The 24,983-nt window shown below is 38.8% G+C and carries 26 protein-coding genes (1 of these 26 cut by a window edge); 6 read left to right on the forward strand and 20 right to left on the reverse strand.

Annotated features, from left to right (window positions below):
* Nucleotides 1-241: the 3' portion of an SHOCT domain-containing protein gene (locus BR73_RS0119310; RefSeq protein ID WP_033166873.1), read on the forward strand. Its footprint begins 110 nt before the window's first position; only the last 241 of its 351 coding nucleotides appear in the window; its start codon lies off the left edge, out of view; the stop codon is at nt 239-241.
* A gap of 255 nt (nt 242-496) precedes the next feature.
* On the opposite strand, the gene BR73_RS0119315 is transcribed toward BR73_RS0119310, so the two are convergent.
* The 7 genes from BR73_RS0119315 to BR73_RS0119345 form a co-directional block, all read right to left on the reverse strand.
* Nucleotides 497-859: a type II toxin-antitoxin system PemK/MazF family toxin gene (locus BR73_RS0119315; protein ID WP_033167649.1), complete on the reverse strand. Its 363-nt coding sequence runs from the start codon at nt 857-859 to the stop codon at nt 497-499.
* A 146-nt stretch (nt 860-1,005) separates the two neighbouring features.
* The gene (alr, locus tag BR73_RS0119320) at nt 1,006-2,202 is read right to left on the reverse strand and encodes an alanine racemase (protein ID WP_051685331.1); all 1,197 of its coding nucleotides are present in this window, start codon (nt 2,200-2,202) and stop codon (nt 1,006-1,008) included.
* Complete coding sequence (locus BR73_RS0119325; RefSeq protein ID WP_051685332.1) at nt 2,168-3,862, reverse strand: bifunctional ADP-dependent NAD(P)H-hydrate dehydratase/NAD(P)H-hydrate epimerase; 1,695 nt, start codon at nt 3,860-3,862, stop codon at nt 2,168-2,170. Before BR73_RS0119325 ends, alr begins: the two co-directional genes overlap by 35 nt.
* Before the next feature lie 57 nt (nt 3,863-3,919).
* Nucleotides 3,920-4,288, reverse strand: a complete 369-nt coding sequence (acpS, locus tag BR73_RS0119330; RefSeq protein ID WP_033166874.1) for a holo-ACP synthase — start codon at nt 4,286-4,288, stop codon at nt 3,920-3,922.
* Between the two features lies 1 nt (nt 4,289).
* Complete coding sequence (locus BR73_RS0119335) at nt 4,290-4,901, reverse strand: hypothetical protein (RefSeq protein WP_051685333.1); 612 nt, start codon at nt 4,899-4,901, stop codon at nt 4,290-4,292.
* Nucleotides 4,902-4,950: 49 nt separating this feature from the next.
* Entirely contained in the window at nt 4,951-5,625 is a 675-nt protein-coding gene (locus tag BR73_RS0119340; RefSeq protein WP_033166875.1) for a redox-sensing transcriptional repressor Rex, read from the reverse strand.
* Nucleotides 5,626-5,936: 311 nt separating this feature from the next.
* Nucleotides 5,937-6,518 carry a DUF1349 domain-containing protein gene (locus tag BR73_RS0119345; RefSeq protein ID WP_033166876.1) on the reverse strand — a complete coding sequence of 194 codons (582 nt, stop codon included), beginning with the start codon at nt 6,516-6,518 and terminating at the stop codon, nt 5,937-5,939.
* A gap of 347 nt (nt 6,519-6,865) precedes the next feature.
* Here BR73_RS0119345 and BR73_RS0119350 point away from each other — a divergent pair, with 347 nt between their 5' ends.
* Nucleotides 6,866-8,785, forward strand: a complete 1,920-nt coding sequence (locus BR73_RS0119350) for an ABC-F family ATP-binding cassette domain-containing protein (RefSeq protein WP_033166877.1) — start codon at nt 6,866-6,868, stop codon at nt 8,783-8,785.
* Between the two features lie 326 nt (nt 8,786-9,111).
* Here BR73_RS0119350 and BR73_RS0119355 read toward each other — a convergent pair whose 3' ends face one another.
* The 4 genes from BR73_RS0119355 to BR73_RS0119370 form a co-directional block, all read right to left on the reverse strand.
* A complete protein-coding gene (locus tag BR73_RS0119355; RefSeq protein ID WP_051685334.1) occupies nt 9,112-10,386 on the reverse strand; it encodes a DUF4026 domain-containing protein in 1,275 nt (424 codons plus the stop codon).
* Between the two features lie 149 nt (nt 10,387-10,535).
* Nucleotides 10,536-11,204, reverse strand: coding sequence for a GntR family transcriptional regulator (locus tag BR73_RS0119360; protein ID WP_051685335.1), 669 nt, complete (start codon nt 11,202-11,204; stop codon nt 10,536-10,538).
* 10 nt (nt 11,205-11,214) lie between these two features.
* The gene (locus BR73_RS0119365; protein ID WP_033166878.1) at nt 11,215-12,375 is read right to left on the reverse strand and encodes an isocitrate/isopropylmalate family dehydrogenase; all 1,161 of its coding nucleotides are present in this window, start codon (nt 12,373-12,375) and stop codon (nt 11,215-11,217) included.
* 109 nt (nt 12,376-12,484) lie between these two features.
* Nucleotides 12,485-13,864, reverse strand: a complete 1,380-nt coding sequence (locus BR73_RS0119370; protein WP_033166879.1) for a 2-isopropylmalate synthase — start codon at nt 13,862-13,864, stop codon at nt 12,485-12,487.
* Nucleotides 13,865-14,225: 361 nt separating this feature from the next.
* On the opposite strand from BR73_RS0119370, the gene arcC reads away from it, so the two are divergent.
* Nucleotides 14,226-15,161: a carbamate kinase gene (gene arcC / locus BR73_RS0119375; protein ID WP_033166880.1), complete on the forward strand. Its 936-nt coding sequence runs from the start codon at nt 14,226-14,228 to the stop codon at nt 15,159-15,161.
* A 100-nt stretch (nt 15,162-15,261) separates the two neighbouring features.
* Here the strand turns inward: arcC and BR73_RS0119380 are convergent, their stop codons facing one another.
* On the reverse strand, nt 15,262-17,055 hold the full coding sequence (locus BR73_RS0119380) for a heme NO-binding domain-containing protein (RefSeq protein WP_033166881.1): 1,794 nt from the start codon (nt 17,053-17,055) through the stop codon (nt 15,262-15,264).
* 189 nt (nt 17,056-17,244) lie between these two features.
* Between BR73_RS0119380 and asnB the strand changes: the two genes are divergently transcribed.
* The 3 genes from asnB (at nt 17,245) to BR73_RS27655 (ending at nt 19,638) form a co-directional block, all read left to right on the forward strand.
* A complete protein-coding gene (asnB, locus tag BR73_RS0119385) occupies nt 17,245-18,432 on the forward strand; it encodes an asparagine synthase (glutamine-hydrolyzing) (RefSeq protein ID WP_051685336.1) in 1,188 nt (395 codons plus the stop codon).
* Nucleotides 18,433-18,562: 130 nt separating this feature from the next.
* Complete coding sequence (locus BR73_RS0119390; RefSeq protein WP_033166882.1) at nt 18,563-18,805, forward strand: hypothetical protein; 243 nt, start codon at nt 18,563-18,565, stop codon at nt 18,803-18,805.
* 164 nt (nt 18,806-18,969) lie between these two features.
* Entirely contained in the window at nt 18,970-19,638 is a 669-nt protein-coding gene (locus tag BR73_RS27655) for an Ig-like domain-containing protein (RefSeq protein ID WP_051685337.1), read from the forward strand.
* A 108-nt stretch (nt 19,639-19,746) separates the two neighbouring features.
* Here BR73_RS27655 and BR73_RS0119405 read toward each other — a convergent pair whose 3' ends face one another.
* From BR73_RS0119405 to BR73_RS0119435, 8 genes are all read right to left on the reverse strand, one after another.
* The gene (locus tag BR73_RS0119405; RefSeq protein ID WP_033166883.1) at nt 19,747-20,406 is read right to left on the reverse strand and encodes a M15 family metallopeptidase; all 660 of its coding nucleotides are present in this window, start codon (nt 20,404-20,406) and stop codon (nt 19,747-19,749) included.
* Nucleotides 20,399-20,806: a phage holin family protein gene (locus BR73_RS0119410; protein ID WP_033166884.1), complete on the reverse strand. Its 408-nt coding sequence runs from the start codon at nt 20,804-20,806 to the stop codon at nt 20,399-20,401. Before BR73_RS0119410 ends, BR73_RS0119405 begins: the two co-directional genes overlap by 8 nt.
* A gap of 200 nt (nt 20,807-21,006) precedes the next feature.
* Entirely contained in the window at nt 21,007-21,144 is a 138-nt protein-coding gene (locus tag BR73_RS28845) for a hypothetical protein (protein WP_156034773.1), read from the reverse strand.
* The gene (locus BR73_RS0119415) at nt 21,144-21,560 is read right to left on the reverse strand and encodes a hypothetical protein (RefSeq protein ID WP_033166885.1); all 417 of its coding nucleotides are present in this window, start codon (nt 21,558-21,560) and stop codon (nt 21,144-21,146) included. Before BR73_RS0119415 ends, BR73_RS28845 begins: the two co-directional genes overlap by 1 nt.
* Nucleotides 21,561-21,574: 14 nt before the next feature.
* Nucleotides 21,575-22,339, reverse strand: a complete 765-nt coding sequence (locus BR73_RS0119420) for a pyocin knob domain-containing protein (protein WP_033166886.1) — start codon at nt 22,337-22,339, stop codon at nt 21,575-21,577.
* Nucleotides 22,332-22,529, reverse strand: coding sequence for a hypothetical protein (locus BR73_RS0119425; protein ID WP_033166887.1), 198 nt, complete (start codon nt 22,527-22,529; stop codon nt 22,332-22,334). Before BR73_RS0119425 ends, BR73_RS0119420 begins: the two co-directional genes overlap by 8 nt.
* An 8-nt stretch (nt 22,530-22,537) precedes the next feature.
* Nucleotides 22,538-24,580, reverse strand: a complete 2,043-nt coding sequence (locus tag BR73_RS27660; RefSeq protein ID WP_051685338.1) for a hypothetical protein — start codon at nt 24,578-24,580, stop codon at nt 22,538-22,540.
* Nucleotides 24,577-24,981, reverse strand: coding sequence for a DUF6711 family protein (locus tag BR73_RS0119435; protein WP_051685339.1), 405 nt, complete (start codon nt 24,979-24,981; stop codon nt 24,577-24,579). The genes BR73_RS27660 and BR73_RS0119435 overlap by 4 nt, the downstream gene beginning before the upstream one ends.
* Nucleotides 24,982-24,983: the final 2 nt, after the last annotated feature.

Below are 24,983 nucleotides of genomic sequence, written 5' to 3' on the forward strand. Positions count from 1 at the left end.
AATATTTGGAGTGTTATGGACTTTAATAGCAATAATTATTACGGTTTCTCATGGATATAATGCTTTTTCCGATAGAGGTATTCCATCCCATGAAATCTTTATCGATGATACCTCAGAAACCCACGCTAATAATATAACTCCTGAGTATAGATTAAATGAACTGCAAAATTTATTGAATAAGGGGCTTATTACTAATGATGAATTTAATGAAAAACGCAAAAAAATTCTAAACGACCTCTAAACTTATCTTAAGCCATCAAATAAAAAACAGATCAATCCTATAACTCCAATCCGAGTAACTTTGATTGGACTTATGGGACTGACCTATATAGATTGTTCCTGGTTTCTTTATTTTTTCTCTTTTTTTGTTTCTTCTCTTTTTTTGTTTCTTCTCTTTTTTTGTTTCTTCTCTTTTTTTGTTTTCTTCTCTTTTTTTGTTTTCTTCTCTTTTTTGCTTTTGTCTCTGCTTTTTTGCTTTCTTCTCTTTTCTTGTTTCTTATTCCGGTTTCATGTATGTATCCAATGCAAAACTAATTAACAGCGCCCTATTTATTTTTTTTAGCACGTCTTGATCCAGATGACATACTTTTTCTTTTAACCTCGATTTATCAATGGTCCTTACCTGTTCCAGTAAAATAACAGAATCTTTTATTATTCCATATTTATCTGCATCAATCTCCACATGTGTAGGGAGTTTGGCTTTATTCATTTTAGAGGTTATGGCTGCACAGATAACAGTAGGACTATGCTTATTGCCTGTATCGTTTTGTATTATTAAGACTGGCCTAACACCGCCCTGCTCCGACCCGATGACAGGCCTTAGATCTGCATAAAAAATATCTCCGCGTTTAATAATCACTTTTCTCACTCTCCATTTTATGGCTTTAGTCTTATTATTTCCCAATTCTGACCGGTGTATTCCATAAAATATTCTCTTAACGTGATTATTTCTGTTAATTTTTGTTTTCTCTTTTTAAATCTATCTTACAATCTTATCTTTCTGTTTTATATTCCGATATTCCATAATTTATTATTACGATAATATATACGCGGGATTCGCTTGCCTACATTACAAATAAATTCATAATTGAAGGAATATGACATGTCTGCCACTTCCTCAACAGATATAAACTCATCCCTATCTCTTCCGATAAGGGTTACGGCATCGCCTTGTTCTACCCCCGGAATACCTGTTACGTCCACCATGAACTGATCCATACACACTCTTCCTATAATTGGTGCAGACATACCATGAATCAGAACTCTCCCCTTTGAGGAAAGCTGCCTGGGGTAACCATCTCCGTATCCTACCGGAATCGTAGCAATCTTTGTTTTTTTAGAGGTTACATATGTACTTCCATAACTAACCCCTATTCCGGCTTCAACTTCCTTCACATAGCTTACATGAGATTTGATCTCCATTGCTGGCTTTAGTTCCAGCACATCTTTATTTACTTCTTTTGAGGGATAAAGCCCATAGGTTGAAATACCGCTTCGTACCATATCCAACTGAGCCTCCGGCATATCGATAATACCGGCACTATTTGCTATGTGCCTTATGGGGATATTAATACCTTCTTGTTTTAGTTCTTCCACAAAGGTTAGAAATTTTCTTAACTGACTGTTGGCTGAGGTCTTATCCGTTTCATCCGCACAGGCAAAATGAGAAAAAATACCTTCTATTTCTATTCCCTTAAGCTCCGATATTTTCTTTATTTCATCAATACTAAGAGCATCATCGAAGAAACCGATTCTTGTCATTCCCGTATCTATCTTAATGTGAATCTTAGCTGTTTTTCCCTGGTTTAAAGCTTCTTCTGACAGATCCTTTGCTGTGCTGTATTGAAAAATTGTCTGCGTTATATCATGTTCTACCAGCTTTTTATATTGGCCTTTAGGGGTATAACCCAGTACCAGAAGAGGTTTTTTAATTCCTGCCTTCCTTAATTCAATTCCTTCTTCCAGAATTGCAATACCAAAACTGTCTACAGCCATCTCGGAAAGAGCTTTCGCTATAGGTACAGCACCATGGCCATACCCGTCAGCCTTTAAGATAACCATAAGTTTTGTCTCAGGACGTAATATTTTTCTTGTATTATTTATATTGCTGCAGATTGCATCCAGATCAATATTTGCTGATGCTCTGTAATATTTTGAATTAAATTCTTCAATTGATGTCAGGTCTATATTTCCTGCTGTCATAGGTTCCTCCATTCATATCTGCAGTAAATTCCTTTAACTTTATTACCGCTGAAATGTGATTGATTATATCATCTGCCATTACAGAGTGCTGACCAGATTCTTCGGCCGCAAGGTCACCGGCTAAACCATGCAGGTATACGCCAAGGGCTGCTGCTTTTGCCTCTGTCAAACCCTGGCCTAACAGTCCTGCTATAATCCCGGTTAGTACATCACCGGAACCGCCGGTAGCCATACCGTTATTTCCGGACAAATTAATATATCTGCTTTCCTTTTCCGCCACAATGGTTCTGGCATCTTTTATTGTATATACTATATTGTTATCTAAGGTACATAGATCGGCTGCCTTTAACAGGTTGTTCTGAAGCCATTTTACAGGAATATTAAGCAAATAGCTTAGTTCTTTTAAATGTGGCGTAAGTATGGTTCTGTCAGGCAGAAGATTCTTAAGAATTGTTATTCTATCAGCGGCCTGCTTTTCTTCCATTATTTCCGCTTTCATTAATTCAGAATTTCCCGGTGAAAAATCCTGTTCTTTCACGAAATTTGTTGCTTTTTGGCCAAGCAGCCAGAGGGCATCACCGTCAATAACAACAGGTACCTTTACCTCCTCAATTACTAGCTGCAATAACCTCTCTGCCTGTGTACTTCTTCCAATACCAGGTCCAATAACTACTGTATCCGCCCATTTAAGCTCTTCTTTTAGAGTATTCACATCCCTGGGTTTAAGTTCCCCATCAGAATAAGTATTTAAGAGAGCTTCCGGTAATATGGTCTGCAAAATTATCCTATTCTTCTCATTGGTCAATATCTTGACTAAACCGGCTCCCATACGGTATGCTGCCTTGGCAGAAAAATAAGCTGCTCCTGACATATCTTCTGAACCGGCAATAACCAGAATCTTTCCATAAGTTCCTTTATTTGAATAGGCTTTTCTATTGGGTATTAATTTTAAATCTTCCTTATTAAAAGTATAGTGATGAAAGGGTAGCTTAAGAAGTTCAGGTGCCGCAAAACCAATGTCCGCAACCGTTATTATCCCCGCATATTCACATCCGGGAAACAGTACAAGACCTAACTTAGGGTATCCGAAGGTTATTGTATAGTCTGACTTCACTGCTGTTCCTAAAGGAAATCCGGTATCGGCTGATATTCCTGAAGGAACATCAACAGCAAAAACCTTTCTTTTCTTTAATCTGTTTAATTTATCTATTATATTCTTATATTCACCCTGGATATCTTTATTTAATCCTATGCCAAAGATGGCGTCTATAAGAATCGTGTTTTCATCAATAGTATATTCCGGGGTATCAATATTGCTAACTATTTCAACGCCGAAATTGGCAGCAATTTCTAATTGCTGCAAAAACAAGGCGGATGCCTTATTCCTGTCACCCACCACATATATTGTTGCTTTATACCCTTTACAGGTTAGAATCCTGGCAGCTGCAATTCCATCAGCTCCATTATTCCCTGTACCGCATATAGCAAGTATTTTCAGTTTATTATCTTTGTCACAGCTTGAATTTTGGATATATTCTTCAATAACTTCTGCTACCGTTAAGGCAGCACGCTCCATTAAAACAATAGCAGGTATTCCCATTTCTTCAATGGTCTTCCTGTCAATTTCCTGCATTTCATTACGCTTGACCAGATATTTCATATAAACCTCTTTTATATACTTGACTTTCTGAATACCTATCTACGTATTTTCTTAATTCTAAGAATTAATGCTTTCTCCAACAGCAAAAGCACTGGCAAATTCCTTTGTATTTGTAATAGTTACCAGTATCCTTTGACAATGGATTTTATTGGCAGCCTCTTTGGCCCCTTTAAATAAATTCACATAAGGTTTTCCGTATTCATCCCGCAATACTTCTATATCTGAAGGATGAATCCCTCGAAAACCCAGACCCAGCATTTTAACAACTGCTTCTTTCACAGCAAAATTTCCGGCAAGCTTTCTTCTGTCTTTCTGAGCAAGCTCTAATTCTTTCGGAGTAAAGACTCTCCTGCAGAAATGTTCCCGCTCACAGGCTTTCATGACTCTTTCGATTTCAATTAAATCCGTACCGATGCCAACAATCATGCTATTGATTCCTTTTTATCTCTTCGTCCAGTTCCTGCAATAGTTCCGGTCCCAGCAGATCATGCATGTAATTATAGATATCTGCATTTTTCATTTCCATATCCTGTTTCTCCAGGATTTTTATTTTCAGCTGCTCTCTGATGTTTTGAATCCACTTATTGATCTCATTGATTTTCTCTGTGTTCTCACTAAGCCGTTTATAGCAGACTTGCGAACTTTCTATAATTAAGGCTTCGTTAGCTGCCTTAATTTGATAAGGCAGATCAACAAGTTCATTCTCTGAGTCTTTTACTTTGTCGCCAATCTCCCTTATTAGTCTCTGGTTCTGATCAAGTTTCTTTTCCTTGGCTTTCCCTAACTTAGTGTCATTTACATCCATGTGGGTAATAATCTCACCCATCAGCTGATTTTTTATCTTTTTATAATCCTTTAAGTCATTAGTAAGTTTGCCTTGCTGTTTCATCAGCTCATCCAGCTTATTTTCCATTGCTCTGATGTGGGCAGGTTTATCATAATCCGGAAACAGCTGATGCCAGCGTTCATCCAATACAACTATGGGTATTTTCTTACCCTTAAAGATTTTTTCAAAGTTAATTTCTTCTTTTTTTCTCATGTATACTTATACCCCATTTCTGGTGCAAGCTTTCGCTTTTGTGTCCGTTTTAATTATTATCGGATGAAATGTCTTCTTCCGTAATACCTTGGGACTCTTCCAAATCTTTTAGGGTATAGGATAATCTCATAAGACTTTCTGCCAGATGTACATTCTCTACTATGACATCTGAGGGGAGATTTAAGTCTACCGGTGCAAAATTCCAAATAGCTTTAATACCTAAGGCAACTATTTCTTTTGCTGTCTGTGGTGCCTTTATCTTTGGTATGGTCAGTGCGGCTATATGAACCTTATTATCTTTCACAAACTCTTCCAGTTCATCCATCATCTGTATCTGAGTTCCCCTGATTGATATTCCTTCCAATCTTGGGTTAACATCAAAGATACCTTTAATCATAAAACCTCTTCTCTCAAAATCACCGTAGTTTGCCAAAGCCTGTCCTAAATTACCCGCTCCTATAATAATTACATTGTACTTTCTGTCAAGTCCTAATATTTTTCCGATCTCAGTATACAAATATTCAACATTATATCCGTACCCCTGCTGCCCGAACCCGCCAAAATTGTTCAAATCCTGCCTTATCTGGGAGGCAGTAACCTTCATCCTCTCACTTAATTCCTTAGATGAAATACGTACCACGTCATTTTCCAGCAGTTCTCCCAAGTAACGGTAATATCTGGGTAAGCGCTGTATTACTGCTAATGAAATTTCTTTCCCTTGCACTTCTGACCCTCCTTTATTTTTTATAACTGAAAGCAGGTAATTCAATATAGCAAATTAAAACTAGTATATGCATATATTCATTAACCTGCTTTTGACTTTTCTTATGTTTAAAGGAATGTATTAAGTAAAGTATCATCTGCTCTTCCTGTGTTAAAATACAGTATTTATGTATTTTAACATAATGGATTTTACAAATACTTAATATAACTTAAATAACTCCTGAATATAGCTTTCTACTAAGATATTATATGTGAATGATATTTATTTGTCAAATGCTGATTCCTTTGTGGGTTTTCTTATATTCCCTCAATTTATCTGCCGGCTCTTATATTTAGAACCGTTCTGTGCTCCAGTGTTATTTTCTCAAAATATCGTTCTCCGCCTTTTCCGATTGGTGCCTGCGCCACCAAACCAACTTTGATAGTCTGACTAACCGGTAGAATAAAATAACGCATCATATCAAATTTTATACCATCCAAAGAATAATGAAAGGCGAAAGTATCTCCTACCCTGGCTGCCTGAAGCCACACCTCATTCCCTTGTATATTACAGCCGTTCGCATCATCAGACAGTGGATTCGTTACAACACTGACAACTGCATTGGTGTCAAAATCCGTCTTCTCAAAGCAGGCCTTAGCCCAGATGCTTTCATTCTCCATTAACATAATTGTTGCTGCATCAAAGGTATCCTGAAAAGCATGGGATACCTTAGCTCTAAACACAAAATCACCAAAAATCTCTGTATAATAAAAAGGAGCATTATCGCGCACAAATACTCCCGTACCACGGAAGAAATCACTCTGCCCGGGTGCTTTTATCATAATTCCTTCTTTTGTATACCGAATACTGCTTTCATTTAACCATTTAAAATCCTTAAAAAATGTCTTGCTCATATGTAAACCCCTTTCATATTTGGCTTATAATAGTACCTGCGCTGTATATGACAACCTTCCCGCAGTCTGAAACAGTCACTTTTTTTCCATAATAGCATTGATATGGGCACTATTTCAAGTTTTTTATCTTACTTATTACCTTAAGCAGTATATTTTCATAAAATGCTTTGATTATCAATTGAGTTTCCTATTGAGATATCACATTGAGACCTCGCGGCAATTGCATTGTCCTTCTTTAAGGCAATGGTCTAAGGTTTTGCCATATATGGGACATGTCAATTACTTGACTTTTTACAGGCATTCCTTTATCATTCTAAATAGAAATCCAAAGAGAAAGGTAATTTGAAATGATTTTAGCATGCAGAAATATTTCTAAAAGCTTTGGAACAGACCAGATTCTTAACAATGTTTCTTTCCATGTAAACGAAAGGGAAAAAGCCGCTGTTATCGGTATTAACGGTGCGGGAAAATCTACTCTCTTTAAGATTATTATGGGAGAACTGGCACCGGACGACGGAGAGATTATATTTGCAAAGGGCTGCAGTGTAGGTTATCTTGCACAGCATCAGGGACTCTCCTCTGAAAATTCCATTTATGATGAAATATTGACCGTTAAACAGGATGTTATTGATATAGAAACCAGGGTTCGCCAGCTGGAAGAATCCATGAAGGGAGCTTCCGGCACCGAACTGGAGCAGATGCTCTCTGCCTATACAAGATTAAATCATGAATTTGAACTGAAGAATGGCTATGCTTATAAAAGTGAGGTTATTGGTATCTTAAAAGGGTTAGGTTTTGCTGAAGAAGACTTCTCAAAACCCGTTACTACATTATCAGGTGGCCAGAAGACACGTGTTGCCTTGGGTAAACTGCTCTTAAGCAAACCTGAGTTAATTCTTCTGGATGAGCCTACCAATCATCTTGATATGGAATCCATTGCCTGGCTTGAAAACTTTCTGGTTAATTATCAGGGTTCTGTTGTTGTAATAGCCCATGATCGTTATTTTCTTGATAAAGTTGTAACAAAGGTCGTCGAGTTGGAACAGGGCAAAGCAGTTTCTTATGATGGTAACTACACAGCTTATGCCGATAAAAAAGCTATGCTGCGGGATGCCATGTTAAAGCATTATCTCAATCAGCAAAGGGAAATAAGGCATCAGGAAGAAGTAATTGCCAAGCTTCGTTCCTTTAACCGTGAGAAATCTATTCGCAGGGCTGAAAGCCGTGAAAAGATGTTAGATAAAGTGGAGCGCCTGGATAAACCGGTTACCTATGAGCCCCAGATGCATATTAACCTGGAGCCTTCTGTAATCAGTGGAAATGATGTGCTGCGAGTTGAAGAACTTGCAAAATCCTTTGGCAATTTAAAGTTATTTGATAATCTGAACTTTGAGATAAAAAGAAGTGAAAAGGTATCTATTATTGGAAATAACGGAACCGGTAAGACCACTTTACTGAAAATTATTAATGAGATCATTCCTGCTGACTCCGGAAAAGTAACCTTAGGCTCCAAGGTAAAAATCGGATATTACGATCAGGAACATCAGGTGCTTGATTCTGACAAGACTCTTTTTGACGAATTAGGTGATGCTTATCCTAATATGGATAATACTGCCATCCGTAATATTCTGGCTGCTTTTCTCTTTACCGGAGATGATGTGTTCAAGCGAATTAAAGATATCAGCGGTGGTGAAAAAGGACGTGTTTCCCTTGCAAAGCTTATGCTCTCAGAAGCTAACCTTTTGATTCTGGATGAGCCTACCAACCACTTGGATATCACCTCCAAGGAAATCCTTGAAAATGCAATTAATAATTATTCAGGAACCGTCTTATATGTATCACATGACCGTTATTTCATCAATAAGACTGCTACCAGAATTATGGATTTAACCGGTAATAGGCTGGTTAATTATATTGGTAATTACGATTATTACCTGGAAAAGAAAGATGAACTAACACCTGGTACTATTGCTAACAATACGTTTTTTTCCCAAAAAGACAAGGATTCTGAAGAGTCTGACACGAAACAGGATTGGAAACAGCAGAAAGAAGAACAGGCTAAGATACGTAAACGTCAGAATGATTTAAAGAGAACAGAAGAAGAAATACAAAAGCTAGAGCTTCGGAACGAAGAAATTGATGAACTATTGACCAATGAGGACATCTATACCAATTCCAGCGAACTTATAAAGCTTACTACAGAGAAAAAGACCCTGGAAGCCAGATTGGAGGAACTCATGGTACTCTGGGAAGAACTGGCTGAGTAGAATTAGTGCCCTATAATGTTTTATTGTGAATATTGTTATGTATAAATAACATCACCCCTGTAAAAGAGATTGTCATATCATAGAAATCTTGATAATCTATTATAACAAGAACTGCTCCCGGTTTATATGTTGAAATTGGTAACCTGCAATACATATACCGGGAGCGTTCTTATTGTATTCTTTCTTATAACATGATATTAAACTCAAAGGCTTAGTAAGCTTTGCTTCCATATGAGTACAGGCAGATTCCATGAACAGAAAGAATAAGTACACCTGTGAAAGGTATTGGAAATCCTTTCACCGAAACTTATGCTCAAATCCTCCTGTTAATCTTCCAGTAAGTATGCATCATCCGGAGACAGTCTCCGTTCAGGTGTAAAGATCAGCCAGTCTGTTATATCTTCTATCTTATAAGTCCCTTCACTGCCGGTATGCATATCCTTAACGTAATAGGGCTCCTGGGTAAGTGTTCCCCTGACCTGGTCCTCTGTAATTTCAAGAAGTTCAAACCAGATATGCTCATGGAAATTATCCTCGGTTTTATGCTCATCATCAACTGTCAGTCCAATTTTTACAAGTATCTGATTCTCTTCTGAGGTTATTGCCTCTCTGACATAATTAATCCGCTCCAGTGCCAAAGCTCTCATTCTATTTGTTTCGTTGTTGGAGATCATATAGATTGGATTATCTTTCAGTATCTCATCATAAATAGATACGGGCTTGTATTTCTTCTTTTTATAATCCTCCTCCGTTGGATAAACAAAGACAGCACTGGTATTTCTGTTATGACTCTCCTCCCTGTCTCTTCTTCCCCCCAACATATCTGCAGCATAACCTTTAACAGCTTCTTCCCAGGGTATCAGAGTTATAACCAGGTAATCCTCCTCTGATAATCTTGCAAGATAAAGGGGTTCCTTGTGCTTTAAAGGTTCTTCTGCTTCCAGCAGCCGGTTGGCAGCGGTTTCAATGATGTTATAATGATTATTATAGGTATCTCTGGTAGAATTCAGTACCTCCAATTCAGTGATGCCACAACGTGATAATCCATGGGAATGCAGCCAGACATGGTCTTCATCGGATACTGCCTGAACGGTATAAATATAACGAGGTGCCGGCGGTACATCTGAGCTTGCCGCCATGGCTACCCATCTGCCGGACAGAATCTTCTCTGAGCTGATATCAAGCAGTGCCAGAATATCAGGTATTATTCCATTTGCGATTTTTAACTGCAAGTGATAGGACTCTAAACTGTCATCCCCAAAAAGCATTTCTATCATTAATCCGGATTCTGCTCTCTCAAGCTTATGTATGTCAACATCAGGGAACAGATGCTGCTGTCTGTAGAAATCCGGTAAAGCAAAACTATCCGGATAGAAAATCAACGGATACTCATTTTTCTTGTATTCAATTACAACCTCAATTTTATAATCCTGCATTTTCCTGGACAATATACTGATTTCTGGAATATCACCAAGACGGTTTATGATGATTTCAGGTTCTTTTATATCATCTTCTTCCTTCGGTATTGCCAACATCATGCTAAAGTCATCAAACTGCTGCTTTTCTTCTACCTTTCGGTTAAATAAATTAAATAATCCCATTCGTATCTCCTTATCAGCGGTAATTCCTTAAAGTTACAAAATACACTTAAACCGTCTTTGCAAATATTTACAAAGGCGGTTTAAATGCAGCTATATTAAATTTCATATGGTGAAGGTCTGTTTCAGTCACCTGCTGCCTGTGCTTCTTCTTACAGCCCTCTCTCACTTATGTTCTTGATGGTATTCATAATATGTTCGTGAGCAAGCATTTCTGCCTTATCACCATCTCTTTGACGGATAGCGTCCAATATGGCGGTGTGTTCCTTATTGGAATTTGCTGCCCGTAAATCCGAGGCCAGGGTTATCTTTCGTATTCTTTGCACATAATGATGAAAATCAGAAAGTATATGATTTAAAATCTTACTGTTGGAGGCTTCATAAATCAATTGATGAAACTTATTGTCCAACTCCACTATCTGTTCGTGATGTTCTTTCTTAGCGTGAAATTCAGACAAATATACAACTTCCTCCAGCTCATCTATCTGTTCTTTGGTAATGTATTCACATGCCCATTTGGCACAAAGTCCCTCCAGATAAGACCGGATAATATAAATATCATGGATATCTTTTTCTGAAATGCCATTCACATAAGCACCTTTATTGGGTACTATGTTTACCAGCCCTTCCAGTTCAAGCTGACGTAATGCTTCTCTGACCGGTGTACGGCTGACCCCAAGTTCCTGTCCGATTGTGGTCTCTTTTAGTTCGTCATTCTGTTTATATTTTCCTGATAGTATATCTTCCCTGATCTTTGTAAACACTCTGCCTCGAAGGGAATATTTATCCGTATTTTCCTTATGAACATCTTTTTCGTCCACAAAATTCCTCCTAAAGCTTTTCAATGGTCTCCATTAGGTAATCGGCAAATTCAGCACTGGTTGCTCCGGTATTTCTTCCTGTAATGACCAGTTTCTTCTCGGTGATGGTACAGATATCAAGCGCTTTATAGAGCTTATCTGCTTCATTCTGGTACCCTATATGTGATAAGAGCATAGCACCTGCACGGATTACACTGCAGGGATCTGCATAGATATCTCTTCCTTCATCCACCATTCTGGGTGCTGATCCGTGGATTGCTTCAAACATAGCATACTGCTTACCGATATTGGCACTGCCGGCAGTTCCCACACCGCCTTGAAATTCTGCTGCTTCATCTGTGAGAATGTCTCCGTAGAGATTAGGCAATACCAGTACCTGAAAATCTTTTCTTCTCTTTTCATCTACCAGCTTCGCTGTCATAATATCAATATACCAGTCATCTGCCTCAATATCCGGATACTCTTTTGCAATTTCCTTAAAGGTATCAAGGAATTTACCATCTGTTGTCTTAATGATATTTGCCTTGGTTACTGCAGTTACTTTGGTTTTATTATTTGCTTTTGCGTATTCAAAGGCAGCTCTGATAATTCTTTCGGTTCCCTGACTGGTAACCACTGTAAAGTCAACTGCCAGATCCTCTGTTACAGGAAAACCCTTACTGCCTACTGCATATGCACCTTCTGTATTTTCACGGAAAAAGGTCCAGTCAATTCCCTGCTCAGGAATACGTACAGGCCGCATATTGGCAAAGAGGTCCAGTTCTTTTCTCATAGCTACATTGGCACTCTCAACATTGGGCCAGGGATCGCCTTTTCTTGGTGTTGTTGTAGGTCCTTTTAGAATTACATTGCATTCTTTGAGCTCTGCAAGCACATCATCAGGAATCGCCTGTAATTTTTCTGCCCTATGCTCAATGGTTAATCCATCAATGGTCTTAAAGGTTACTTTTCCTTTTTTCACTTCTTCACTTAACAGGAACTCCAGCACTCTTTGTGCCTGACCTGTTATGGCAGGGCCTATACCGTCTCCTCCGCATACGCCGATTGCTATGGTTTCAAGCTCTTTATAGTTCACAAAATCCGCCTGATTCTTCATTACCTCAACCCGCGCCAGCTGCTCTTCTAATAATTTCCCGAATTTTTCTTTCGCCGCCTGTATAAACTCTGTCATCTTACACCGTGCCTTTCTTTTGCATGTTAATAAGTTTCTATTGAAGCATTCGAATGGTAGTACCATACAATGCAGATCTAAATTCCTGTGATGGCTTATCAGTAGGAATTTACAACCGGTTTTCTCTGATGTCTGTAATTACTCCGATCAACTCTTCATCTGTAATTACCGTTACACGTCCGCTGTCATATTCCTCATCTACCCATTCTTTTACTTTAATCACAAGAGGGTCATTCTTGTCAACGATTTCATCTCCCTTAAGTTTAAAGTAAGTATTAATCCAATGGGCGATACCGGCAAGCCCTGAAGTATTGGATACTGCAACCAATGCAGGCCTGTTTAAAAATTTCTCCGTATCAAATATATTATATATTTCCTCATTTTTCAATAGTCCGTCTGCATGAATTCCTGCTCTTGTAACATTAAAGTTCTTTCCGACAAAAGGTGTTCTGGGAGGAATCTTGTAGCCGATTTCTTTTGTAAAATAATCTGCCAGCTCAGTAATAACGGTAGTGTCCATACCGTCTAAGGTACCTTTGAGCTGAGCATACTCAAAGACCATGGCCTCCAAAGGCGTATTACCGGTACGTTCTCCGATACCGAAAAGGGAACAGTTAATACCGCAGGCTCCATATAACCAGGCAGTCGTAGAATTGGTAACTGCCTTATAAAAATCATTGTGCCCATGCCATTCTATCAGGTGCGAAGGTACCCCTCCATGGGTTAAGAGACCATAGATGATGCCCTGTACAGACCTTGGTATAACAGCACCGGAGAAATTAACTCCATACCCCATGGTATCACAGGCTCTGATTTTAACCGGTATACGGTATTTTTCTCCCAGCTTCATTAATTCCATACAAAAAGGTATAACAAAACCATGGATATCTGAGCGCGTAATATCCTCCAGATGACATCTGGGCGCAACACCGGTCTCAAGACATTCCTGAACAATATTCAGATAGTGGTTCATGGCTTCTCTTCTGGTCATCTTCATCTTATAAAAGATGTGATAATCAGAACAGCTTACCAGTATTCCGGTTTCTTTCATACCGATATCCTTCACCAGCTGAAAATCCTTCTTGCTGGCTCGAATCCAGGAGGTGACCTCCGGGAACTGGTATCCCTTCTCCATACATTTATACACTGCATCCCTGTCCTTCTTGCTGTACAGGAAGAATTCACTCTGGCGTATAATTCCTTTGGGACCTCCAAGTCTATGTAAATAATCAAATATGGTAACAATCTGTTCGGTGGAATAAGGAGCTCTGGATTGCTGTCCATCACGGAAGGTAGTATCCGTAATCCATATCTCTTCCGGAAAATTATGAGGCACTATTCTGTCATTAAAAGCTATTTTAGGGACCTCATCATAAGGAAATAAATTCCTGAAAACATTTGGTTCGCCGACATCAACCAGAGTATATAAGTGTTCCTCCAGCTGAAGCAGGTTATTCTGACGGTTCATAAATACTTTCCTGTTTTCCATTGCTCTGCTCCTCATTCCTAATAGTTTTAACTTTTTCAATTTGTCTTATTGTATACAATTATACCTGTGTTGTCAAGAAAAAAATTTTACAATGTAAACAGATAATGAATTATCACGTTACTGCAGTAAACTACAGCCAGGCTCATCTGTTTATTTATTTGTAATTCCTTCATGTAAGGCCTTGTACAAAGTCTAATTTACACTTTCCTTTTAGGCTGTATTATTATATAATTTGAATTATCTATATAAGTTGATTGCATTATTTCATATCTCACTTCAGCTTATAATTGCAATTACAGGAATTCTTTCTGCTCACAGAGCTGGGATTCTTAGTGAAATAACCTATGAAAGAGGTAATAATATGCCTAAAAAAAGAATGGTAGTTGTATTAGGCAGAGATGCGTTTGCCGAAACTTTTCCGGAACAGCAAAAAGCAATTAAGAAAGCGGCCAAAGCAATTGCTGACTTAATTGAAGATAATTATGATATTGTAATAACTCACAGTAATGGTCCCCAGGTCGGAATGCTTCATACTGCAATGACTGAATTTGCAAGACTTGATAACCAGTACACTGCACCTCCCATGTCAGTCTGCAGTTCCTTAAGCCAGGGTTATATGGGTTATGATCTTCAGAACATACTGCGTACAGAACTGTTAAACCGAGGTTTATATAAACCGGTGGTAACTCTTATCACACAGGTTAAAGTAGACCCTTTTGATGAGGCTTTTGCTAATCCTACGAAAGTCATTGGCAGATATATGACCGAAGAAGAGGCGGAAAAGGAACAGCAGAAAGGCAACCATGTAGTGAAGCAGGACAAGGGCTACCGCAGAATAATTGCTTCACCAAATCCTCTGGAAATATATGAAATTGATTCCGTAAAAGCACTCTTAGAGGCGAATCATCTGGTTATTGCCTCCGGTGGCGGCGGTATTCCTGTGCTGGAGCAGGGTACTAATTTAAAGGGTGCCAGCGCAGTTATAGAAAAGGATGCAACTGCAAAGCTACTGGCTGAGGGTGTGAAAGCTGATACCCTTCTGTTCTTAACCGGTGTTGATAAAGTATATTATGGTTTTGGCAAGCCTGATGCCCGCCCCCTTGATACCATATCTGTTGCAGAAGCCGAAGATTATATAAAAGAAGATATTTTTGAATCCGGATCAATGCTGCCTAAGATTAAAGCAGCAATAGAATTCATCACAGGCTCCGATGATAACAGAGAAGCTATTATTGCTCCCATTGAGAAAGCACTGGATGCTGTTCACGGCAGAGCCGGAACCCATTTTACCAAATAAGAAAATAGTTTCCCATAATAAAATGCACCTCCAAAAGATCTGTCTGACCTTTTGGAGGTGCATTTGCTTTGGATAAGAATTTTTCTTTTGGTATAAATCTTTAGATGATATAATTTCCCAGGTCTTCCTGGAAGTTCTGAATCATGGTATCAAATACTGTAATCTGGTCGTTAAGTTTCTTTATCTGTTCAACATAAACCGTAACATTGGAATTGGCTTCCTGTGTAGATGCGGAATTCTCTTCTGCTATAGCCGCAAGATTCTGTATTCCGTCAAACAGGTCTGAAATGTTATCTGCTTCTGACTTCAATTCAGTTGAATTCTTTATTAAAAGCTGGGATACTACCTTTAATCTCTGGTTCATCTGATTTGATTTCGTAACCGCATCCGAAAGCTTGGTATTTTCATTTTCCAGAACCGTGTACTGAGTATCAATTCCTTCAACGACTATTCCTATACTGGAAACAAAGCCCATAAGGCTCTCATTAATCTGCTTAACCGCTTTATTGGTTTCCTCTGACAGCTTTCTTACTTCTTCTGCTACTACGGTAAAACCTTTTCCGGCCTCACCAGCTCTGGCGGCTTCTATCGATGCATTTAATGCCAGCAGGTTAATCTGCTTGGCTATTGAGGCTACAATAAGCACAATCTGAGTGATCGCATCGGCATTATTCTTTAGATCCGTACTTTCTTTTTTGATATTACTGAAACTATACAGGACATCCGCAATCTGGGAAGCAGTCGCCTGAACATTCTTAAAGCTGTCTTCAATTCCAAGTACTGCTTCTTCAATCTGGGTCTTATTCTGCTGTCCTTCATTAGAGATTGTTGTTACATTCTGTACACTATCATCCAGGACACTGATAGCCTTTGTAGTATCCTCAGCCTGGGTTACTGCTGCCTGGGCTACCTGATCCAGCACAACCGTAATATCATCGGAGGTATTCATCATGGTCCCGGCAATATCAGACACAGATTTATTAAAGGTATACAGCTCATCAACAATAGCATTAAAACCGATAAAGTCCTTCTGGATGTTTCTCTTTATCTCGTTTATATGTTCCATATAAGTCTCGTATTCATCCTTTGTCTTAAGCTGGATGGTTTCTACGAATTTACGCTCGCTTAAGTTCTTTAATTCCTTCATGATCATCCGGCTTGGACGATTAAGATAAGAAGCTGACAAAATAGAGAAACAGAAAGCAACAAGAGCAAGTATGCCTGTTTTTAGTATACCTTGGGATAATAACAGAGAGGTCACGGTAACAGCAGCGGTATTTACAATAGAGGACTTTACGGCAGTATTCTTAATAAATCCAAAAGACAGAAATCTGTTGGCACGATACTTCTTAGTGGATTGAATTTCTCTTTCAAAAGTCAGTTTAAGCTGTGTCTCTTCTTCATTCTGATACAGAATTTCAATTTGGGCATTTTCGTTAAAATGCTTGATTGCACCATTTGTGAGACCAATAAGATAATCCACCATACCTCTTTTTGACCGGTAAGTAAATAAAATTTCATGTGATGATATTGTTTCTACGTCGAGAAGAGGAGGTTTTGCACCTCGGAAGCGTTTCATAACAATGATATGGACATCGTTCATAGATTTCAGGAACTGATAAGCAGACTCATGCCGGAAGAAACCAGGGTAGTTCTTACTAAAGGTCTTTATATTCTCCTCTCCCATGGTATTCCATATTTCTTTGGTTGTTTTACCCAGCTGATTTCCTATGTGGTCTATGATTCCTCTGGCAACTCTGTCTTCCACATCTTCAAAAGGTGTAAAAATATGCTCGCTTGTAAGGTTGAATTCTTTTAATGCTTTATTGACAATATCATTGCCATACAGCTTCCTGCATGATTCCACCCAAGACGATACTACTGTACCTTTCATAACCTTCCTCCTTAAGTTAATAAATTACCGCATTTATCTTAATATTTCGATTTTTTAACACTTTATACTCCATCATTATAAATCATCTGTCATTTAAAAACAAGACAGTGCAATTACTTTTATCCGGCCTTAAGTATCATTGCCTTAAGGCTTGCATAGAATAACTAGCAGATATCTATAAATGTAAGGATGGTGGCAGAATTGTGCGGAATAGCAGGTTTTTGCAGCTTCAAGGAAAATTACTCTAAGGAGTCTGCCAAATGGCAGGAGACTCTGGCTAACATGAAGAACAGTATTAAGCACAGAGGTCCCGATGAGGACGGTTTTATGCTGGAAGAGCACGCGGGCTTTGCTCACGCCAGGCTATCTATAATCGACCTGGCAAACGGTAAGCAGCCAATGACCAGAAAAATCGGTAATCGCTCCTATACAATTATATATAACGGAGAACTCTATAACACCAGTGAGCTTAGAGAAGACTTGGAAATCAAAGGCTGGCGTTTTAAGACTACCAGTGATACAGAAGTTATTCTGGTGGGAATTATCGAATATGGAAATGAGTTTGTGAAAGAATTAAACGGAATCTTTGCATTTGCAATCTGGGATTCCTATCAGGAAACCTTAAGTATCTTCAGAGACCGATTGGGTATCAAACCCCTTTTTTATACCAATACAGGCAATGCATTGATTTTCGGCTCTGAGCTCAAGGTTTTATTTGAATATCCTGGCATCAGACCTATAATAGACAAGGAAGGGCTGTGTGAGGTCTTTGGAATCGGCCCTGCTAGAACATATGGAAAAGGTGTATTCAAAGGCTGTAAGGAGGTACTTCCCGGATATTATAATGTATATACCAGAGACGGGATGAAAGAATATCAGTATTGGAAATTAGTAAGCCGGCCCCATACGGATTCTTATGAAGAAACCGTTGAAAAGACCGCTATTTTGCTAAAGGATTCTATAATCCGACAGATGATCTCTGATATTCCTATCTGTACTTTTCTCTCCGGCGGTGTAGACAGCAGTATCGTTACTGCCGTTTGTGCTTCTGAGCTTGCCAAAAGAGGCGAACAGCTTAATACCTTTTCCTTTGACTTTGCCGGAAATGATCAATACTTTAAGGCAAATGATTTTCAACCCTCCAGAGACAGACCTTATGTCGATTTGATGGTAAAGCATTTTAATACCAAACATACTTATCTGGAATGTGATAATTTTAAACTTGCAGATGCCTTGTATAAAGCAGTGGATGCAAAAGACCTTCCCGGTATGGCAGATGTGGATTCCTCCCTGCTATATTTTTGCAGTGAGGTAAAGAAATTCAATAAGGTTACACTTACAGGAGAATGTGCGGATGAATACGTACATATATGTTAACATCCATTACAAGTAATATATACATTATAATAGGAAGTTACTTTATTATACACAGTTATTTCGTCTTTTCATTTACAAGAGAACGTTTGTTCTGTATAATTAGATTTATTAAACCGTGAGGTACTAACCTATGAATATCCCTATAGATGTAATTGCAATATTTGACCATCAAGGTAATATAACTCCTTCCTATGTGCGCTTGGAGGATGAAAAGCATAAGCTAATTAATCATAAAGTAACAGATGTTAAGCTGCAGCAAGACCGCAACTATGCCGGTATTGCAACGATAGACTACCTCTGCAAATTAGACGATGGCCGAAGCATAGAGCTTATGTTTTTCACGCGTGAACATAAGTGGGTTATAAAGCCTTGATATTTTACAGAATATGTATTACAATATACTTGTTCTAGTCGTAGGAGCAAGCGACAATTTATATTTAATCCCCCAGAACCATCCCCTCTGGGGGATTATTTAATTTGACATCATAGGAAATATACTCCATAATAATTACATAATATTACACATAGGAGGAGTATATGAAAAAGTATTTATCTTTGTTATTAACCCTGGCACTTATATTTTCTCTGGCCGGACCTGTACAGACCGTAAGTGCCGCAACTATAAAACTTAATAAGACAAAAGTTTCTTTATTTGCAGGGGATTCAGTAGATTTAAAGTTAGTTGGAACAACTAAAAAAGTGAAATGGTCAAGCAGTGATTCCAATATTGTCAAGGTGTCCTCCTCAGGAAAGGTTACTGCTATGTTTGGTGGTAAAGCTAATGTAATCGCTAAAGTGGGAAATAAATCATATACCTGTAAAGTAACTGTTAAGTATGATGTTGATTATATGAAGGTAGAAAGTTACAACTGGGTTGTTGGAATTTGGAACGATAGCTTTTGTGATATATACCATTATATTGAAGATGGGACAAGTGCTACCGGCAGAAAATTAGATGTTGAAAAATCGATTAAAAACGCTGAATCATATATGAAGAAAGTATATTTATATGATAATTTTGTGAAAAGTTTAAGTAACAGTGAATATTCTGACTTTAAATCTACATGGAAGGCCCTTAGAACTGAAGCAGACTATCTTTATAATAGAATCAAGGAGGAAACTCCAAGGGCAACTGATGAAACCTATGAATTCAAGTATGAATCTTTTAACGATGAAATGTATGAATTGATGGGTTTACTGTATTAAACCTAATATATTTGGACATAACCGTCCATTTACTGTTTACGCATCTATGTTATAATTATTTACAGAGGGGATTACCCCGGGTGTTCTATGCCCGGGGTTTTTCTTATTTTATCCCAATAACTTCTTTAACGCTGTAGCTCCTAGCTTACCATTCTGGATCCAGAGATTCTGTACACGGAACTTATTAACAGCTGCCGTTGTTTTATCTCCCCATATTCCGTCCGTTACCAATCCTGCTCCTATCTTCTTGTTAAGGGCTATTTGCACTGCCATAGTGACATAATAGGTTGTATGGCCTTTATAAAAAAGACTTTCAAAGTCCCCTTTTACCTGGAAGTGAGGAGAATCCGGGTTATCCTTCCAGTTCGCTCCGGGTTCAAAACCATACTTAAGCATTGTACTTATAATGGCTTTAGTCTCTTTATCCTGGCTGTCCCAGATAGCTGTCATCTTGCCTGATACCTTACGCTGTGGAACGACGTCCACGGCTTTACGCTGTATATGTATACTGTTTAAAGTCCACGTCACCTTGGAAGCTTTAGGAGCGCTGTGAGCCGTTGCGAAAGTCTTTGTTATCCCTGCTGCTGTACACTCTGATATCGTGCGTCCCTGGCAGTACAAATAACGCTGACGCTCTAATGGGCGGTATGTCTCCACCACAAGAGGGTTAATGCCCTGTCTCTTAATATCTTCCAGGGCAAGGTTTAGCATAACTTGTACTAATGGATTAAGTTCTTTTATATCTCTGCATTGGTCTGTATTACTCATTCTTGGAGTCCTCCTTATCTCTGAGCTGTAATAATGTTTCTTTAAGTTTGGGTGGTATGGGTATTAGCACAGCAGCGTTTTCAAGAAGGCTAAGGGCTTCATTCACAATGAAGAACATTATAACAATCTCTCTTAAGGCAATGGCTTCACCCAGCAACTTCTGGATTGTCCAAGCTGTTGTTATTACTATAAAAATCATAATCTTTTTCAGAATACCTCTGAATCCTATTTCAGAGGATAGCTTTTTCTCATAGATTCCTTTAATTACGCCGGTTGCATAATCCAGTATAACGAGCACAATAATAGTTTTAAGTAAAAGGTCAAACCCTCCTAACCAACTGCATATAATTCCGCCCACCATTCCAAGGGCTAAACTGATTGAATTAAATAATTTATCCATTTTATACCATCCTCTCAATAATAAAAAGAGGAGCCTTTTTGCCCCTCTATACTAAACTGTCCAGTATACTCCAGACTACTTCCTGTAAGTTATAAAGCTTTGGAACATCTTCGCGCTGGTATGTCCCTGCCAATACTAAGCTAACCCATATCTTAACGATTGAACTATTTGGTGTAAACACCATAAGTAACACCGCCTTTCTAAGCTTTAGCTTCCAGAACACTGTTAACAATATCCCTAAGGTTACCAATGTTAGGAACCTGCTCTTTTTCGTACTGCCCATTCTTAACCACCCTTACCCATGTTTGTACTAATGCATTATCTTCCGTAAAATTCATTATGCTATTTCCTCCTCTTTTATCATAGACGCTATAAGGATTGTAATCTCAGCTACGGCCGTATCGCTCATTGCTTGCTGTATAGTCATAGCACTCTGTAAGGCTCTCATTTCTCCAATACTGGCATCTGTACTTAATTCGATTAAGTATGTATCCTGTGGCTCTCCGTCTATCTCTGTACCGTATTCTGCTGCCATTCTTTTAAGGCTTATACAGTCCGAATAAACTGCTGCCGGTTGCCCATCATTTCCGATATGGGTAATCTTTTTTTCTAGTCCCTCACGGATTATTAGAAGCATGGGGTCAAACTCCATACTTTTAACAACTTTAAAAGACCTTGTTTTCCTTTGGGCATCTTCTGATATCCCCATCGGTACAAGGTCAAATTCTGTGTTTCCGATTATTAATTTTTCCATAGTTTATCCTTTCCTTATGCCCAAGGGAACCACCCAGTTGAGTTGATGTTTCTGCGGCTATATTTTGCACCGGCAGTTGTAATAAATTCTTGGAACACCCAGTGACCATAATCAGCAGTTTTTACTGTTAATATTCCGTATGCGTCAACTGGTGTATTTGTGGCACCTACATAGACTGAGTATATGCCTGCTGTAACAACAGTGTTTAAATCAGTAACTAATGATGAACCACTAATTTTTCCATTAATAACATCAATCTCCTGCCCAAGTGTATATCCGACATTAGCGCCTAAAGGTTTGTTCGAATCATTAACGGTGTCTGTGTTGGCTAAATCTGTATTTCTTAAGAGTCTGTTCCAGCTTGGACTTCCACTTGTATACATTCTTTCATATGTTGTTCCTGTGGAGTCTATTGCTATCTGTGCATTTGCAGATGCGCTACCTTTACACAGGCATATTCCCCAGTAAGCACTAGGAGCACCTACGTCTCCTGCTGAATAACTCACTATTTTTACCCCTAAGGCCCCCGTGGTATATATTTTATTTAACCCCTTCGTAGTATCAGCAAGGGTATATTTAATATTATTGTTTATATCCGTCAGTGATGTAAGAATATTTGTATTTGCATTTTCCAAATTACCTACGGCATTTTCCAAATCAACTATAGCATTATCCAGATCGTTGATACCTTTATCCATCGTGTTAAGATTTATATCATTGACGGGTGTTGCTACTGAAGGTCTATTCTGAAAATTTACTCTGGTGTACCTTTTAGCCAACCTTATCACCTTCCTTTTGCGCTTGTTCCTGCTCCATCTGTACACAATTCTGCACTATCGCGTTTAATTGGTTAAGGATCTCAGCCATACACATACTCTGCACGATAACCGGCAAACCAGATTCATTGCCGATAGTCTCAACAGCTTTCGTTAATTTTTTCTTATACTCTATTATCGATAAATTATCCATTCATCCTCCTATACTAGCCCGTAGTTTTTTAATGCATTCACCAGATTGTTATAGGCATCTATAACATTTGCAAGTGTGCTCGACGTTGAAATGGTAGGTATTGTTTGCTTACTCCGCTGAGTTGCACCAAAGAAACCAAGCGTACCGGAACTGTGATGATAAAACCCTCTGGTATATAATCCGTTCCAGTAATTCAAGGATCCGGTACCAGGACCTCCAATATAACAATCCGATGTTAGAGGGTAAAGGTATTGTCCATTCCAGTACATGGAGTAACTTGAACCACCTGACCTGGTAGCAGATAAACCTACATAACCACTGCTGCTAGTAGCTTGGATGGATACTATCCTGCCCATGTTCACTACCGTATCACCGTAGACAGCTGTCTTTTCAGAGGTATCACCTATAACAACCGCTTGGTAACTTCCTGATTCATTAGTGGTATTCTTAAAAGAAACAACATTGCTTGTACCGCCAGAAGATACTGCATATACAGCCGTGTCATTATCATTAAGGTTCAGATACAATTTACCCACAATTGACACTGCATTGGAAACTAAGTCTATTTTAGTCCCTTCAATTTTGACACCGCCACCTGATAAGTTTATGGCTGCTATGACACCTGCAGTATCCACCTTTAGAGCTATTTGCCCAGCCTGTACATCAATCTGCCCTTGAAGGTTATTGTTAACATCAGTAACCTGCTGTGTAATACTTGTAGCAGTCTGAGATATCTGACTTTCAAGATTATTCTTAGTATCCGTGATCTGTGTCTGCAGCTGTCCGGCTGTCTGTGTGATCTGACTCTGTAAACCGGCTCCCATATCCGTTATGGTAATAGACATTTCTTCTACGGTCCGCTTCAATACATTGGACTTGCCAAGGAGCTGAATTACCTGTGTGTTAAGACTAAAATTCTGTTCTCTTTCCTCATTACCCTCCGCCGAAAAAGTATCCCTGAGAGCCTGTATACCGGTAAGATTCCTTTTAAGGATGTATCCTGAGACAGTGTCGCTCTGTTCAAAAGAGGCTGTATCGCCTACCTCGACATAAGGTAATCCAATATTCTGACTTTCAAATGGTCTGTAGGGTCTTTTCTGCATATTACCAAAGGCGTTAATAGCTATTGTTTCTAATTCTTCCGCGGATTTACCGAATACCAGGAAGTTTCCTTGTATGACATATGCATTTGTACCGGTACCCACTATAGCGCCGATATCGCCTTCCTCTTGGCGTATTTGGAGCTTATCTATCTCTTTTACGGTATACTCTTCAAAACGGATACCTGACCGCATGGCAACCGATATGTTTACAGCCTCGGTACCCTCCTGGAAGAAAGTCGTATCATTTTCATCTACCGGATAAAGATCATCGGAAGGATAAAGATTATCTGCAGGATAAAGGCCGTAATTGGGTTCTAAGATAACATGCTTAAACTTTCCGTATCGACTTATTCGTCCGAATGCACCGTTTATCTCTTCGCTGGCCTGCAATACATCTCTTGCCTTAAGCTGTACCGGATCTATCGTTTTCTCGACCGTCATATTATCATTTGGGAGATGCCTTTCCTCTTCCTCTATATCAAGATAACTTAAAAGGCTGCCCCGAAAGGCAGCCAGTGTTAAAGGAAATGTCAGTCCGTTATACCATGAAGCAACGTCTGTATCAGTGTATTTTAATTTATCGTATGCTACTACATCCTTAAACCTTAAATCATCTTGTTTTTTACAGCTAAACACCCAGTAAGTACCAAGCGGGATAGATTCGCCCTCGACAACCTGAGTCACGGTGAACTCCTGACCTTTTAAGTCCTGAGTTACGTCTGCAACTGTAATTCTTATTAAAGAAGATTCACAGGATCCAAAAACAAGATCTTCACTGCTACAGAGTGCTTCCTCTAATGAAAAGCTATCTTCCACGATTTGATCTGTTTCTATGGTCAGGCCAAGGACTGGAAAATGTATTATTAAATCCTTTTCAACATTGGAAGGGACCAGAGGAAGAATATCGTTTCGTAACTTGTTTTTTAACTCTGTTGATATATCTATCACTGCGGCTCCTCCCCGTATGCTATAAATTCAATTTCCATTCCCTCATAGTAAAAGTTTCCATCGTCGTCAATCTTATCTACTACATATTCAATATCAGGAACATAGCAAACACCATATTCATAGCTGTTCGTTTCATCATTCCAACGCTCAGCAGGAACGTAATCTCGATTTAGGAAAAAAAACTGGACAATAAGCTTCTGGCCATAGGTTAGGTCAATCGTCTTAAGCTTACTGGTAGTCCTTTTTACGGGTAAGATATTCCTACGCGTTATCCCCTTGCCGTCAGTGTAGCTGTTCTTATCCTGTCTACGGTTAGGCGTGTTCCTGTACCCTCCACGAGCAAGGAGCGCATTAGGGAATATGGTGCCGTCAACTTTTAAAACATAACCGTTACCTGTCATAA

The sequence above is a fragment of the Clostridium sp. KNHs205 genome (assembly GCF_000702945.1).
Taxonomy (GTDB): Bacteria; Bacillota; Clostridia; order Lachnospirales; family Lachnospiraceae; genus Anaerocolumna.